Raw genomic sequence first — 13,862 nt, forward strand, 5'->3', positions numbered from 1 at the left:
TCAGCCGGCCCAGCTCCAGCGCTGCGGGTGGAAGCTGGCGAGCGGGTCCTGCGTGGTGCCCTCCAGCCCCTCCTTGATCACCGAGACCTGGTAGACGGGGTTGGGCAGCCACATGACCGGAAGGTTCTCGGCGCCGAACTTCGAGTACTCCTGCATGACCGAGGGGTCGGTGCTCTCGGTGGAGTCGTGCATGAGGGTGTCGAGCTCCTCGTCGGAGTACGAGCCGAAGTTCGACGCCGCACCCGTGCCGAACACGCGCTCGCCGCTCGGGTAGCCACCGAAGTACCAGCTCCCGGCGGTGCCGAAGAACGGCAGCTCCCAGTCGCAGTCGGGCTGGTCGGCGGTGCAGGGGGCGATCGAGGAGAGCACCGTGTTCAGCGGCGCGCTCTCGATGGTCACGCCGACGCCGGCCTGCTCGAAGGTCGACTTGATCTCGGCGAACATGTTGTCGGTCTCGGCCGAGCCGCTCTGCGTCAGGATCGTGATGGCCAGCTTCTGGCCCTCCTCGACGTCCGTGCCACACTCGTCGTCGCCGTCGCCCGGACGGGTGCACTCCAGCACGCCGTCGGACCCGGCGGTCCAGCCGTGGTCGGCCAGCAGAGCGGCCGCGGCCTCGGGGTCGAACGGGTACGGGTTGGCCTTCTGCTCGTCGGACAGGAAGTCGCTCTCGGGGTTCTGCGGCACCGGACCGTAGCCGGGCAGCGCGGCACCCTTCCAGATGACGTCGGAGATCTGCTCCTGGTCCACGAGGTGCTGGAGCGCCTGGCGCACGTAGAGCTGGCGGTAGACCGGGCCCAGCTCGGGGTGGTTGAAGTTGTACGGCAGGTAGGTGATGGACCAGCCGGCCCACGGCTCGACGGCGTACCCGAGCGACTCGTACTGCTCCGGCGCGTCCAGGCCCGTGGTCGGGATGTACCCGTAGTCGACGGCGCCGGAGCGGACGGCGTTCACCTCGGCGTCGGTGGAGGTGTACGGCAGCAGGTTGACGGTGTCGATCGAGGCGGCGTCGTCGCCGTCGTACTTCTCGTTCCTCGTGAGCTCGACCTGGCCCGCGTCGGTGAACCCGGTCAGCGAGTAGGGCCCGTTGATGGTCTGCCACAGCGGGTTCGTCTCGTAGGTGCCCAGGTCCTCGCCCTGCGTGACGAGGTAGTCGAAGATCGCCTTGGCACCCTCCTTCGTCTCGGCGAGCGCCGGGTCCGGCTCCTCGTCGTCGGCGGCCTTGGCCCAGGCGTGGGCGGGCAGCGGCACGACGAGCGTGAGCTGCGAGGCCTGCAGCCACTCCGGGTTGTAGACCTTGTCGAAGGTCAGCACGACGGTCGTCTCGTCGGGGGTGGCCACCTCGGTCACGTTGTCGGGCATGCGGCCCTCGGAGTAGCTGGCCCAGACGTCCGTGTTGGCCTTGACCAGGTCGAACCAGAACTTCACGTCGGCGGAGGTGACGGGTTCGCCGTCGCTCCAGGTGCGGCCCTCGTCGAGGGTGATGGTCGCGGTGCGGCCGTCGTCGGAGAAGGTGATCTCGTCGGCGAGATCGGCCTGCGCCACGCGCCCCACCTCGCCCTCTGAGCCGTCGTAGGCGACGAGCGGCTCCCAGAGGGTGCGCGTGATGGCGGAGTTGTGGGTCGCGAGCTTGCCCGCGATCCCCAGCGGGACGATCCAGTTGGGGGTCGCGTTGGCGGGCAGGGCGTAGTTCACGTCGGTGCGGGCGGCTGATTCGTCCGCACCGGAGGACGTCGAGCATCCGGCGAGGAGGGCGACGGCGGCGGCCGCGCCGACGGCCAGCCGTGCGGCCCGTCCGGCCTGCGTGGTGCGCATCTGGGTCTCCTTGGTCTGCGGGGCCGCCGATCCCGGAGGGACTTTCTTCGGCAGCCGAATAATCGAGCACCGTAGACGGATGAAGTTTCCTGGATCTATCCGATATCCGTAACAAGTCTGTTAATTCGGGACCGCACAAAGCCCGCGGTGCGGAATCCGGCCTGGGGCGTGGTGCAGACTCTCTCCGTCACTTGCTCCACATGTGAAGCAACTCCGCGCGAGAAGTCCCGTCCGTGCAAGAAGTCCTGGAGGAGGCCCGTGCCCCAGCCCACGCGTCCCCGAGTCGCCGCCCCGCGGCTCGAACGGGAGATCGTCGTGCTCGTGTCGAGCGGCCGTGCCCGGTCGCGCAAGGAGATCGCCGAGTCGCTCGGCATCGCTGCCTCCACGGTGTCCCAGCGCGTCCAGGCGATGCTCGCCGCGGGCACGCTGGAGGAGACGGGCGAGGGCGCGTCCAGCGGCGGACGGCGTCCCCGTTCCCTCCGGGTCCCGGGCAGCACGGGCCACCTCGGCGTGGTCGACGTCGGCGGCGCGCACGCCCGGCTCGGCATCCTCCGGCACGGCGGCGAGCTGGTCACGACGACGGAGGTCGCCCTGGCGATCGCGGACGGACCCGAGCAGGTCCTCACGCAGGTCACGGCCGCCCTGCGGGGGCTGGCCGGCACGGTCGCCGCACCCGGCGACTCGTCCGTCGACCGCACCGACCCCGGCCACCTGCTCGGCGTCGGCATCTCCCTGCCCGGCCCCGTCGACGTCACGCGGCGGGCTCTCGACAGCCCGTCGCGCATGCCCGGGTGGTCAGGGTTCGACGTCGGCTCCTGGCTGGAGGACGCCCTGGGCGTGACCGCCGTGGTCGAGAACGACGCGAACGCGATGGCCGTGGGCGAGCACTTCGGGCACGCCCGGCGCACCCGGCACTCGGTGTCGGTCAAGGCGGGCACGGCGATCGGCGCCGGCATCCTCGTCGACGACCGGCTGTACCGCGGCGCGGGCGGTGCGGCGGGCGACATCACGCACACGCGGATCCCCGCCGGCGGCGACACCCCGTGCACCTGCGGCAACCGGGGCTGCCTGGAGACCGTGGCCTCGGGCGCGGCCCTGGTGCGGCTGCTGCGCGAGCAGGGGTACGACGTCGCGGCGACCGCCGACGTGCTCGCCCTCGTGCGCGACGCCGACCCCGTGGCGACCACCCTGACCAGGACCGCCGGCCGCCACCTGGGCGCGGCGCTGTGCACGGTCGTCAACTTCTTCAACCCCGGCGCCGTGTACCTGGGCGGCGCGCTGTCGACGCTGGAGCCGTTCGTCTCGGCGATCCGGAGCCAGATCTACGAGGGTGCCCACCCGCTGATGACCCGCGACCTCGTGATCGCGCCGTCCGGTCTGGGGGCCGACGCGAACCTCGTGGGCGTGGGCCGCCTGCTGGAGGACGCCCTCGTCCCGCACGCCCTGGCCGCCCCGCAGTCCCCTGCCCCCTCCACAGCGTCGGAAGGACCACGATGACCACCACCCGCCCGCGGGTCGCGATCGCCGGCATGTCGATCGAGTCCAGCACGTTCTCCCCGCACCGCTCCGGGTGGGGGGCCTTCACGCTCCGCCGCGGCGCGGAGCTCGTGGCGCACTACCCGTTCCTCGCCGACGGCGCCCCGCTGCGCGACGCCGCGGACTGGACCGGCGTGCTGCATGCCCGGTCGTTGCCCGGTGGCGCCGTGCCGGCCGACGTGTACGAGTCGGTGCGCGACGAGATCGTGGCGACCCTGCGCGCGCAGCAGGACGAGCACGGCCCGTACGACGGCCTGCTGCTGGACATCCACGGCGCCATGACCGTGGTGGGGCGGGACGACGCCGAGGCGGACCTGGCCGCGGCGGTGCGCGCCGCCGTCGGCCCCGGGACGCTGATCAGCACCACGATGGACCTGCACGGCAACGTGCCGCGCGAGCTGGCGCAGGTGAGCGACCTGATCACCTGCTACCGGATGGCCCCGCACGAGGACGCCTGGGAGACGCGGGAGCGCGCGGCCGCGAACCTGCTCGCCCGGCTGGAGTCGGGCGGCGCCCCGAAGAAGGCGTGGCTGCAGGTCCCCGTGCTGCTGCCGGGCGAGAAGACCAGCACCCGCATCGAGCCGGCGGCATCGATCTACGCCGACGTCGCCCGCGCGGCCGATCTCCCCGGCGTCGTCGACGCGGCGCTCTGGGTCGGGTACGCGTGGGCGGACGAGCCGAGCTGCCGGGCCGCCGTCGTCGTGACCGGCGACGACGAGGAGGTGATCGTGCGCGAGGCCGAGCAGCTCGCCCGGCGGTACTGGGACGCGCGCGACGACTTCGCGTTCGTCGCGCCGGCCGCCCCCTACGAGGAGTGCGTCGCGACGGCCCTGGCGAGCGAGGCCCGGCCGTACTTCCTGTCCGACTCGGGCGACAACCCCACGGCGGGCGGCGCCGGCGACGTCACCTGGACGCTCGCGCGCCTGCTGGCGGAGCCGGCCTTCGCACGCCCGGTCGAGGAGGGCGGCCGCACCGCGATCTACGCCTCCCTGCCCGACGCCGAGGCCGCACGCGCCGTCGCGGCAGCCTGGGCGGCACACGGGCCGCGCACATCGGTCGACGTCGAAGCCGGCGCCCGCGTCGACGACGGGCCGCACGGCCCCGTCCGCCTGCGCGGGGTCGTGGAACACGTGAGCGAGGGCGACCCCGACGCGGGCATCGTCGCCGTCGTCCGCGTGGGCGGGCTGCGCGTGATCCTCACCGAGCGCCGCAAGCCGTACCACCTGGAGCGCGACTTCACGGCGATCGGCCTGGACCCGCGCAGCACCGACGTCGTCGTGGTGAAGATCGGCTACCTGGAGCCCGAGCTGTACGACATGGCGGCCGACTGGATGCTCATGCTCACCCCGGGCGGCGTCGACCAGGACCTGCTCCGCCTGGGCCACCACCGCCTGACGGTACCGACCCACCCCTTCCACGCGTTCGACACCGAGCCGAAGCTCCGCGCCGAGCTCCTCTGAACGGCGCCTGCCAGGCTCGTCCAGCGACGCTCCGCCCGGCGACGCTCCGCCCGGCGACGCTCCGTCCGACGAGGCGCCGTCCGACGAGGCGCCGGCCTGCCGCCCTCGGCGTGTCGCAGGGCGTGTCGCGCCGGGCGCGCCTACGTGCGCGGGGGTGTGTTGCGGTGGGTAGACAACGTCTACGCACCGCAACACACCCCCGCGCACCACACTCTCCCGGAGCGACACGCCCGACGGCGACACGCCGGGCGCCGCCGTGCCGGAGCGGCACGCGGGCGGCGGCCACGTCGGCTGGGCGCACTCGGTCCGGTGGCGTGCCCGGTCCGGTGGCGTGCCCGGTCGGGTCGCGTGCCCGGTCGGGTCGCGCGCCCCTGTCCGGTGGCGTGCCCCGGTCGGGGTCGCGTGCCCCGTCGGGTCACGTGCCCAGTCCCGGGGCGTGTCCGGTCCGGTGGCGTGCCCCGGTCAGGCCTCGGCGACCAGGGAGAACAGGTCCTTCGGGTCCGACGGCTCGGCGATCAGGTCGAGGTGGCCGAGAAGCTCCGGCGCGTTCGCCGTCACGTCCGCCAGCACGAACTTCAGCGTGGTCCAGTCCTCCACGGCGAACCCGACGGAGTCCCACACGATCAGCTCGTCCTGGCTCCGGCGGCCCTGCGCGGCCCCCGTGACGACCTGCCACAGCTCGGTCACCGGGAAGTCGGCGGCCTGGCGCTGGATCTCGCCCTCGATGCGGGTCTGCTCCGGCAGCTCCACGAACACGCTGGCGCGGGCCACGATCGCCGGGTCCAGCTCGGTCTTGCCGGGGCAGTCACCGCCGATCGCGTTGATGAACACGCCGCCGGACACGTCGGCGTCGTGCAGCACGGTCGCGTTCTGCTTGTCGGCGGTGCAGGTGGTGATGACGTCGGCGCCGCGCACCGCGTCCGCGGCATCGTCAGCCAGGACGACGTCGAAGCCGAGCGCCTTGGCGTGCTTCGCCAGCTTCTCCATCGCGTCGCGGTCGACGTCGAAGACCCGCAGCGTCTCGATGCCCAGCTCGGCGCGCATGCCGAGGGCCTGGAACTCGGCCTGCGAGCCGCAGCCGATCAGGGCCAGCGTGCGCGAGTTCTCCGGGGCCAGGTAGCGCGCGGCCAGGGCCGACGTCGCCGCCGTGCGCAGGGCCGTGAGCAGCGTCATCTCGGCGAGGAACGTCGGGTAGCCGTTGCCGACGTCGGCCAGCATGCCGATCGCGGTGACCGTCTGGAAGCCGTTGGCCGGGTTGAGCGGGTGGCCGTTGACCAGCTTGAAGCCGTAGGTCTCGGCGTCCGACGTCGGCATCAGCTCGATGACGCCCTCCGGCGAGTGCGAGGCGATGCGGGGGCGCTTGTCGAGCTCGGGCCAGCGCGCGAAGTCGCGGTCCAGGGCGTCGGTCAGCGCGGCGATGGCAGCCTCGGGGCCGCGGCGGGCCACCCAGCGGGCGGTGGCGGCGACGTCGAGGTACGGGACGGTGGTCATCGGGTCTCCTCGGGGGCGGCGGGGGCGGCGGTCGTGGCGGCTGCGTCGGCGAGCACCGCGCTCGCGACGACGGCGCTGGCCAGCGCCGTGCCGGTCAGCGCGGGCACGGCGGACGGCGTGGTGGTCTCGGGGCGTAGCTCGAGCGTGCAGCACTTGACGGAGCCGCCGCCCTTGAAGATCTCGGACAGGTCGATGCCGACGGGCACGAAGCCGCGCTCCTTGAGCGCGTCGGCGTAGGCACCGGCGCGGTCGCTGAGGAAGACGTGCAGCCCGTCGGAGACGACGTTCAGGCCCAGCACGGCGGCGTCCTCGGCGCCGACCAGGATCGCGTCGGGGAAGCGCTCACGCAGGGTCTCCTGCGCGGCGGGGCTGAACGCCTCCGGGTGGTAGGCGACGACGACCTCGCCGGAGACGGCGCCGTCGTCCAGCACGGAGAGGGCGGTGTCGAGGTGGTAGTAGCGCGGGTCGACCAGCTCGAGCGGGACCAGCTCGATGCCCTGCTCGGCGAGCTCCAGGCGCTCGGCCACCTCGGCGTGGCCGGCGGGCGTGGTGCGGAAGCCCGTGCCGGCGAGCAGCAGCTTGCCGATGAGCAGCAGGTCGCCCTCACCCTCCATGACCTCGTTCGCCTCGCCGAGCCGGCGGTAGCCCTCGGCGGCCGGCGTGCCGAACCAGCGGTCGTACGCGGGGCCCTCGGCCGCGCGCTCCGGGTAGGTGAACCGGGCGGCGAGCGCCCGTCCGCCGACGACGATGCCGCCGTTGGCCGCGTACACCATGTCGGGCAGGCCCGGCTCGGGCTGGATGACGTCGACCTTGTGGCCGCGCGCCACGTAGGCGTCGCGCAGGGCCTCCCACTGGGCGAGGGCCTTGGCCGTGTCGACGGGCGAGGACGGGTCCATCCACGGGTTGATGGCGTAGACGACGTCGAAGTACGTGGGCGGGCACATGAGGTAGTGCCGCGGCGTGGCGGTCCGCTGCGCGGTGGTCTGCGTCATGGCGCGAGGCTACGGCCCGAGCGGTTCACAACAGGCGAGCATTCGTTGCGTTCTCAGCCGCTGAATCTTGCAAAATCACACGGCTCATTGAACGATTCGTTCATGGATGCCGTGAACCGGGCAATCGTCTCGGAGCTGCTGAGGGACGGTCGCGCGACGTACCAGGAGGTGGGCAACGCCGTGGGCCTGTCGGCCCCCGCGGTGAAGCGACGGGTCGACCTCATGATGGCCCGCGGGGAGATCGCGGGCTTCACCGTGCGCGTGGACCCGCAGGCGATGGGCTGGATCCTGGAGGGCTACGTCGAGATCTTCTGCTCCGGCATCGTGTCCCCCAAGGTGCTGGAGCGCGACTTCGCCCCCATCCCGGAGGTGGTGCGCGTCTCCACCGTGACCGGCGACGCCGACGCCATGGTGCACGTCATGGCCACCAGCATGGAGGAGATCGAGCGCACCGTGGAACGCATCCGCACCGTCACCCACGTGGTCAAGACCCGCACGGCCCTGGTGATGTCACGGGTGGTGGACCGGCCGGGCGCGTGACCGGAGCCGGGCCGGGCACGGATTAGGCTGTCCTAACCAACCCGCTCCCCAGCCGACCGGAGGCCACCCGAGATGATCAGGACCGCGGTGTCGGACGACGTCGCCGGCTGGCTCGACGTGCTCGGGCCGCTCGCGTTCTACCTGGTGGTCTGGGGTCTGGTCTTCGTCGGGACCGCGTTCTTCGTGGGCGTGTTCATCCCGTTCCTCACCGGCGACGGCCTGCTGTTCGGCGCGGGCATCGTCGCGGGGTCCACCGAGCGGATCGACATCTGGGTGCTCGCCGTCGGCGTGGGCGTCGCCGCCGTGGCGGGCGACCAGGTCGCGTTCCTGCTGGGGCGCCGGTACGGGCGGCCGTACCTCGCCTCGCGCAAGGGCCGCTGGGTGCAGGCCACCGTGGTGCGCACGGAGCGGTTCTACGAGCTGTTCGGCTGGTGGTCGGTGGTGATCGGGCGCTACATGCCGTGGGCGCGGGTGTTCGTGCCGGTCATCGCGGGCATCGCGGGGATGCCGTACCTGCGGTTCCTCACGGCGAACGTGTTCGGCGCACTGAGCTGGGGGGTGCTCATCACGGTGCTCGGCTACTTCGCGGCGTCCGACCCGTCCGTGCGCCCCATCGCGTACGTGGTGGCGGGGGTGGTGATCGCGGCGTCGGTCGTGGCGGGCATCCGGGCATGGCGCCAGGACCGTGCGGGGCGCCCGGCGCAGCCGGACCCTGCCGGGCACGACGGGCCTCCTCGCCGGTAGCGGCCGGGCGATCAAACGGCCCCGTCGCGCGATCAACCACCGGACGCGTGCGGCACGCAGGCTGGGTCCATGCCCACGTCGAGCACCTCTGTGCGCACCCCGTCGCCGTCCGGCACCCCGGGCACGGCGACCGTCCCCGGCCGGCCGGGCACCCGTCCCGGCCTCCCGACCTGGACCCCCGTCGTCGCCCTGTCGTTCGGCATCGCGATGGTGGTCCTCAGCGAGTTCCTGCCCGCGAGCGTGCTGCCCGCCCTCGCCGTCGACGTCGGCGTGAGCGAAGGGCGTGCGGGGCTGGCCGTCGCGGCGACGGCGATCGCCGGAGCCTTCACGGCACCGAGCATCGCGGTGCTCCTGCCGCGCACGGACCGGCGCACCGTGCTCGTGTCGCTGCTGGTGGCCGCGGCCCTGTCGAACGTCGCGGTGGCCCTCGCGCCGAGCTTCGCGGTGCTGCTGGCGGGCCGGCTGCTGCTCGGCGTCGCGCTCGCGGGGTACTGGTCGTTCGCGTTCGGTGCCGGCACGCACGCCGTGCCCGGCAAGGACCACGTGGTGTCCTCCGCGCTGGCGTTCGGGACCAGCATCGCGACGGTCGTGGGCGTCCCGCTCGCCTCGGTGGTGGGCGACGCCGTCGGCTGGCGGGCCACCTTCGCCGGCTCGGCCGTGCTCACCGGGCTCGGCGCGGTGGCGCTCGGCCTGACCCTGCCGTCCGTCCCGCCCCACCCGGGGGCGGGCCTGCGGATGCTGCGCGAGGCCGTGCGCAACGGGCGGCTGATGGCCGGCATCGCCTGCGTGGTGCTGGTGGCGCTCGGCAACTTCGCGGCGTACCCGTACATCCGCATCGCGATCGAGCGCGTGGACGCGGGCGCCACCACGTGGATGCTGCTGGCCTGGGGGCTGGGCGGCGTGGCCGGCACGGTGCTGGCGGGATTCCTCGCCCGGTGGCTGCGGCCGCTGGCCGCCCTGGCACCCGTGGCGCTGTCCGCGTCCCTGCTGCTCACCGCGGCCGCCACGTCGGTGCCCGTGCTGACCGTCGCGGTGGTGCTGTGGGGTCTCTCGATGAGCATGATGCCGGTGATCACGCAGCTCTGGGTCACCCGCGTCGAGCCCGAACGTGCCGAGTCGGCCATGTCCCTGCAGGTCACCGCGTTCCAGGTGGCGATCACCGCCGGTTCTTCCCTCGGCGGCGCCCTACTGGACGGGCACGGCGTCCAGTCGCTGCTGCTGGTCGGTGCGGGAGCGGCGGTCGCGGCGGGCCTCGGCTGGGCGGTCCTGCGGGTGCCGCGCCGCTGACGGGACCGACGGCACCCAGGGCCGGCCGGCCCGGTCCGCCGGCCGCGGCAGCGCACCGGCCACGACGGGCCCGGGACCCGTGGGGATCGCGATCGCGGCCGGCGGGGTGCCCGCCGACTGCGGACCGGCCCGCCACGCCTGGGGCGAGACACCGTGGTCGGCCGCGAACGCACGGCTGAACGCCGCCACCGAGCCGTAGCCCACCTCGAACGCCACGCGCGTGACGGGCAGGCTGCCCTCGGCCAGGAGGGTACGGGCCCGGTGCATGCGCACCTCGCGCAGCATCCGCATCGGGCTGTGCCCGGTGGCTCGCCGGAAGCGTTCGGTCAGGGCGGAGCGCGACAGGTGCACCAGCGCCGCCATCCGGTCGAGGGTCCACGGCTCGCCGGGGTCGGCCGCCAGCGCGGCCACGACGTCGGCCACCTGGATGTCGGCAGCACCGTCCGCGCCGCCGCACTCCGGCCCGGCGTGCGCGTCGGCCTGCCACAGCGCCGTCATCGCCGCGCCGACCAGGCCGGCATAGCTCGCGGCGAACGGTGCGGGGCTGGAGATCGCGTCCAGCGGGCACGCGGTCACCAGCGCGACGACGCCGCGCTGCCGCTCGTCGAAACCGCGCACGACCAGCGGGCTGGGCAGCGTCACCGAGGGGACGGCCTGCCGCAGGTCGCCGTGCACCAGGTCGGTCTCGTCGTCGGCAGTGAGGCGGTGCGCGGTGCGGGCGCCGACGAGCACGGCATCACCGGCCCGGACCTGGTGGCGGGCTCCTGCGGTCTCCAGCGTCGCGGCGCCGGCCAGCACGACGGCCCAGAGGGCCCCCGGCCGGGATCGCACCGCACCGGCGGGCAGCCGCTCGCGCCTCAGCGCCGTCATCTCCCACTCCATGTACAACGGAGCCATCGGGACGCGCCGGCTATTCCCGAGGACGAGCGGGTGGAGCCCTGAGATACTGCCGACCACCCGGCCGCCGTCGGCGCCCGGCCCCCGAACCCGGAGGACAACCTTGCTGATCGCCGGACTCGTGCTCACGGCCGTCGCGGCCCTCGTGCACGTCTACATCTTCTGCCTGGAGTCGTTCGCGTGGACCGACCCGCGCACCCGGGCGACGTTCGGCACGACGGCCGAGGAGGCCGAGGCGACCAGGCAGCTCGCCCTGAACCAGGGGTACTACAACCTGTTCCTCGCGATCGTCACGGTGGTCGGCATCGTCCTGACGGCGGCCGGGTCGACGGCGGCGGGGACGGCGCTCGTGCTCGCGGGTGCCGGCTCGATGGTCGCGGCGTCGGTGGTACTCGTGGTCTCCGACCCCGCCAAGCGGGGTGCGGCGCTCAAGCAGGGTCTGGTCCCCGCCCTGGGTGTGCTCGCGGTGGTCGTGGGCCTGCTGACCTGAACGACCTGCGCCCGCCCCTGGCCAGATCCCGGAGGTCGTTGGCAGCCGGGCCACTGTCGGCTCCCGGGCCCGCACGCGGACGATGACCGCATGCGAACCACCCTGGCGGGCGCGGCATGACCGCGCTCCTTCTCTCCCTGCACGTCCTGGCCGCCATCCTCACCGTCGGGCCGGTGGCGATCACCGCGAGCATGTTCCCGCGTGCCGCCCGGCGCGCGCTGGCCGCGCCCGACGACGCGAGCGCCGCCGCTGCGGCCCGCCTCCTGCACCGTGTCACGCGGGTCTACGCGGTGGTCGGCGTCGCCGTACCGGTGCTCGGGTACGCCACGGGGGCGAGCCTGGGCGTCCTGTCCGACGCGTGGCTGATCACGTCCATGGTGCTGACCGCGGCGGCAGCCGCCGTGCTGATCGTGCTCGTGCTGCCGGGGCAGCGGCGTGTGCTGGAGGCGCTGGACGGCGCGGCTCCCGCGGAGGGCGACCCGGCGCGCCGCCTCGCCGTGCACGCCGGTGTGTTCAACCTCCTCTGGGCGGTCGTGGTGGTGCTCATGGTCTACCGCCCCGGGTCGACGACGGGGGCCGGGCTGTGACCGGCGGCGCGGCCCTGCGGGTGCTCGGCGCGGTGGAGCTCGTCACCGTGCTGGTGCTGCTCGGCAACCTGGCCACGGTGCACCACCCGGGCCTCGCGAGCGCCGTCGGACCGCTGCACGGCATGGTCTACCTCGCGGTGCTGGTCACCGCGGCGTCGCTGGCCCGCGGGCGGCACCGCGTCTGGCTGCTGGCGCTCGTGCCCGCCGTCGGCGGCCTGCTCGCGGACCGGGCGAGCCGCCGGCCCTGACCGCCTGAGCGGGGCCGCCGGCCGGGCCTGGCGGCCCCGCTCAGGTCGCGCTGCTCATGTGCTGGGTGCCGATCACCGCGAGCAGCCGCAGCGCCTCGTCCGACGGCGACCCCGGGTCGGCCGTGTAGACCACCACGTGCTGGTCCTGGTCGGTGAGGTCGAGCGCGTCGCAGTTCACGGTGACCGGGCCCACGACGGGGTGCTGGAAGGTCTTGCGGAGCATGGGGGCGGTGTCCACGTCACCCGCGGCCCACAGCGCGGCGAACTCCGGGCTGCCGGTGAGCAGGTCGTCGACCAGCTCCGCGACCTCGGGGTCGTCCGGGTACCGGGCCGCGGTACGGCGCAGCCGGGCGGCGGCCGAGCGGGCGAACTCGTCGCCGTCCGACACGCCGTACAGCCGGTCCGCACGGTCCTCGGAGCCGAGGAACGCATGGCGCGCCAGGTTGCGGTCCCGCCGGGACAGCGCCGAGAAGTCGTCCATGAGGGCCGCCGCGAGGCCGTTCCAGGCGATCACCTCCAGCATGGCGGAGGTCACGAACGCGGCGGACTGCGGCAGCCGGTCCAGCATGAGCTGGACGCTCGGCCGCACGGTGCGTGGCGGCCCCGGGGGCGGGCCCGGTGGGAGCCCGGCGAGCTGGTGCAGGTGGTCGCGTTCGGCGTCGGACAGGCGCAGCGCGCGGGCGAGGCCGCCCACCACCTCCCGCGAGGGGTGCGGGCCGCGGGCCTGCTCCAGCCGGGTGTAGTACTCGGTGGAGATGAAGGCCAGCTGCGCCACCTCCTCCCGCCGCAGCCCGGGCGTCCGGCGACGGCGCCCGGCGGGCAGGCCGACGTCGGCGGGACGGATCCGCTCGCGCCGGCCGCGCAGGAACGTCGCGAGCTGGGCTCTGTGCATACCCCCGAGTATCGGCGCCCGCCGCGACCGTAGCCAGGTACCGGCGGTGCCTGGCTACGGTCGGTGCGGGCGGCGCAGGCTCGTCGGCATGAGCACAACAACCCACCACACCACCCCTGCGACCGGCACCGGCCTCCTGGCCGGCAAGGTCGCCTTCATCACCGGTGCGGGCCGCGGCATCGGCGCGGCCGCGGCCCGGCTGTTCGCCCGGGAGGGCGCCGCCGTGTTCCTCGCGGCGCGCACGGAGTCCGAGCTTGCCGCGGTGACCGAGGAGGTCCGGGCCGCAGGCGGCACCGCCGACCACACGGTGGCCGACCTGGCGGACGCCGGCAGCGTGCGGGCCGCCGTCGACCGGGTCGTGGCGCGGCACGGGCGGCTGGACATCGCGTTCAACAACGCCGCGGCGTTCACCCCGCCGCAGCCGCTGGACGAGGTGTCCGAGGCCGACTTCGACCGCGTCTACGCCGTGAACCTGCGCGGGCCGTGGCTGTCGATGGTGGCCGAGATCAACGCGATCCGTGCCACGGCGGGCACCGGCGCGATCGTCAACAACTCCAGCATCGGCAGCCTGCGGGCCAACCCGGTGCTGCCCGCCTACGGGGCCATGAAGCGGGGCGTGAACAGCCTGACCGAGTCCGCGGCCGTGACCTACGGGCCCGAGGGCATCCGGGTCAACGCCGTCTCCCCGGGCGGCACGCTCACGGAGATGATCCGCACCTGGGAGGAGTACACGCCCGGGCTGATGGAGCAGCTCGCGCCCGGGGTCCCGCTGCGCCGTGCGGCGCAGCCCGAGGAGATCGCCGAGGCCGCCGCGTGGCTGCTCAGCGACCGCGCGTCGTACGTGACGGGCGCGGTGCTGCAGGTGGACGGCGGGGCGGGCGCCTGA

14 protein-coding genes are annotated in these 13,862 nt (G+C 74.0%); 9 read left to right on the plus strand and 5 right to left on the minus strand.

Annotated elements, in window-relative coordinates:
• Positions 1-1,812 carry a peptide ABC transporter substrate-binding protein gene (locus tag ACIG47_RS14015; protein ID WP_397431470.1) on the minus strand — a complete coding sequence of 604 codons (1,812 nt, stop codon included), beginning with the start codon at positions 1,810-1,812 and terminating at the stop codon, positions 1-3.
• Between the two features lie 258 nt (positions 1,813-2,070).
• Here ACIG47_RS14015 and ACIG47_RS14020 point away from each other — a divergent pair, with 258 nt between their 5' ends.
• Complete coding sequence (locus tag ACIG47_RS14020; protein ID WP_397431472.1) at positions 2,071-3,309, plus strand: ROK family protein; 1,239 nt, start codon at positions 2,071-2,073, stop codon at positions 3,307-3,309.
• Positions 3,306-4,808, plus strand: a complete 1,503-nt coding sequence (locus ACIG47_RS14025) for a M81 family metallopeptidase (RefSeq protein WP_397431474.1) — start codon at positions 3,306-3,308, stop codon at positions 4,806-4,808. Before ACIG47_RS14020 ends, ACIG47_RS14025 begins: the two co-directional genes overlap by 4 nt.
• A 462-nt stretch (positions 4,809-5,270) precedes the next feature.
• On the opposite strand, the gene ACIG47_RS14030 is transcribed toward ACIG47_RS14025, so the two are convergent.
• Both ACIG47_RS14030 and ddaH read right to left on the minus strand, forming a co-directional pair.
• Positions 5,271-6,299 (minus strand): ornithine cyclodeaminase, encoded by a 1,029-nt coding sequence (locus tag ACIG47_RS14030; RefSeq protein ID WP_397431476.1) that lies wholly within the window; start codon positions 6,297-6,299, stop codon positions 5,271-5,273.
• Positions 6,296-7,291, minus strand: a complete 996-nt coding sequence (gene ddaH, locus ACIG47_RS14035; protein ID WP_397431477.1) for a dimethylargininase — start codon at positions 7,289-7,291, stop codon at positions 6,296-6,298. The genes ACIG47_RS14030 and ddaH overlap by 4 nt, the downstream gene beginning before the upstream one ends.
• Positions 7,292-7,393: 102 nt before the next feature.
• Here ddaH and ACIG47_RS14040 point away from each other — a divergent pair, with 102 nt between their 5' ends.
• From ACIG47_RS14040 to ACIG47_RS14050, 3 genes are all read left to right on the plus strand, one after another.
• On the plus strand, positions 7,394-7,831 hold the full coding sequence (locus ACIG47_RS14040) for an Lrp/AsnC family transcriptional regulator (RefSeq protein ID WP_119139119.1): 438 nt from the start codon (positions 7,394-7,396) through the stop codon (positions 7,829-7,831).
• A 72-nt stretch (positions 7,832-7,903) separates the two neighbouring features.
• Positions 7,904-8,575 (plus strand): DedA family protein, encoded by a 672-nt coding sequence (locus tag ACIG47_RS14045; protein WP_397431478.1) that lies wholly within the window; start codon positions 7,904-7,906, stop codon positions 8,573-8,575.
• Between the two features lie 69 nt (positions 8,576-8,644).
• On the plus strand, positions 8,645-9,862 hold the full coding sequence (locus ACIG47_RS14050) for an MFS transporter (RefSeq protein ID WP_397431480.1): 1,218 nt from the start codon (positions 8,645-8,647) through the stop codon (positions 9,860-9,862).
• Here the strand turns inward: ACIG47_RS14050 and ACIG47_RS14055 are convergent.
• Positions 9,761-10,732, minus strand: a complete 972-nt coding sequence (locus ACIG47_RS14055) for a helix-turn-helix domain-containing protein (protein ID WP_397414193.1) — start codon at positions 10,730-10,732, stop codon at positions 9,761-9,763. The genes ACIG47_RS14050 and ACIG47_RS14055 overlap by 102 nt on opposite strands.
• 130 nt (positions 10,733-10,862) lie before the next feature.
• Between ACIG47_RS14055 and ACIG47_RS14060 the strand changes: the two genes are divergently transcribed.
• From ACIG47_RS14060 to ACIG47_RS14070, 3 genes are all read left to right on the plus strand, one after another.
• On the plus strand, positions 10,863-11,249 hold the full coding sequence (locus ACIG47_RS14060) for a DUF1304 domain-containing protein (RefSeq protein WP_397431481.1): 387 nt from the start codon (positions 10,863-10,865) through the stop codon (positions 11,247-11,249).
• 116 nt (positions 11,250-11,365) lie between these two features.
• Positions 11,366-11,836 (plus strand): DUF2269 family protein, encoded by a 471-nt coding sequence (locus tag ACIG47_RS14065; RefSeq protein ID WP_397431483.1) that lies wholly within the window; start codon positions 11,366-11,368, stop codon positions 11,834-11,836.
• The gene (locus tag ACIG47_RS14070; RefSeq protein WP_397431485.1) at positions 11,833-12,084 is read left to right on the plus strand and encodes a hypothetical protein; all 252 of its coding nucleotides are present in this window, start codon (positions 11,833-11,835) and stop codon (positions 12,082-12,084) included. Before ACIG47_RS14065 ends, ACIG47_RS14070 begins: the two co-directional genes overlap by 4 nt.
• Positions 12,085-12,124: 40 nt before the next feature.
• On the opposite strand, the gene ACIG47_RS14075 is transcribed toward ACIG47_RS14070, so the two are convergent.
• A complete protein-coding gene (locus tag ACIG47_RS14075) occupies positions 12,125-12,976 on the minus strand; it encodes a helix-turn-helix transcriptional regulator (protein ID WP_397431486.1) in 852 nt (283 codons plus the stop codon).
• A gap of 88 nt (positions 12,977-13,064) precedes the next feature.
• Here ACIG47_RS14075 and ACIG47_RS14080 point away from each other — a divergent pair, with 88 nt between their 5' ends.
• Complete coding sequence (locus tag ACIG47_RS14080) at positions 13,065-13,862, plus strand: SDR family NAD(P)-dependent oxidoreductase (protein WP_397431488.1); 798 nt, start codon at positions 13,065-13,067, stop codon at positions 13,860-13,862.

It is taken from the genome of Promicromonospora sp. NPDC052451, from assembly GCF_044547525.1.
GTDB lineage: Bacteria > Actinomycetota > Actinomycetes > Actinomycetales > Cellulomonadaceae > Promicromonospora.

What these genes read in the sequence shown, in the direction of transcription:
- ACIG47_RS14015 (WP_397431470.1), bottom strand. Translation starts at nt 1,812, where the DNA reads ATGCGCACCACGCAGGCCGGACGGGCCGCACGGCTGGCCGTCGGCGCG.
- ACIG47_RS14025 (WP_397431474.1), top strand. Translation starts at nt 3,306, where the DNA reads ATGACCACCACCCGCCCGCGGGTCGCGATCGCCGGCATGTCGATCGAG.
- ACIG47_RS14030 (WP_397431476.1), bottom strand. Translation starts at nt 6,299, where the DNA reads ATGACCACCGTCCCGTACCTCGACGTCGCCGCCACCGCCCGCTGGGTG.
- ddaH (WP_397431477.1), bottom strand. Translation starts at nt 7,291, where the DNA reads ATGACGCAGACCACCGCGCAGCGGACCGCCACGCCGCGGCACTACCTC.
- ACIG47_RS14040 (WP_119139119.1), top strand. Translation starts at nt 7,394, where the DNA reads ATGGATGCCGTGAACCGGGCAATCGTCTCGGAGCTGCTGAGGGACGGT.
- ACIG47_RS14045 (WP_397431478.1), top strand. Translation starts at nt 7,904, where the DNA reads ATGATCAGGACCGCGGTGTCGGACGACGTCGCCGGCTGGCTCGACGTG.
- ACIG47_RS14050 (WP_397431480.1), top strand. Translation starts at nt 8,645, where the DNA reads ATGCCCACGTCGAGCACCTCTGTGCGCACCCCGTCGCCGTCCGGCACC.
- ACIG47_RS14055 (WP_397414193.1), bottom strand. Translation starts at nt 10,732, where the DNA reads ATGACGGCGCTGAGGCGCGAGCGGCTGCCCGCCGGTGCGGTGCGATCC.
- ACIG47_RS14065 (WP_397431483.1), top strand. Translation starts at nt 11,366, where the DNA reads ATGACCGCGCTCCTTCTCTCCCTGCACGTCCTGGCCGCCATCCTCACC.
- ACIG47_RS14075 (WP_397431486.1), bottom strand. Translation starts at nt 12,976, where the DNA reads ATGCACAGAGCCCAGCTCGCGACGTTCCTGCGCGGCCGGCGCGAGCGG.
- ACIG47_RS14080 (WP_397431488.1), top strand. Translation starts at nt 13,065, where the DNA reads ATGAGCACAACAACCCACCACACCACCCCTGCGACCGGCACCGGCCTC.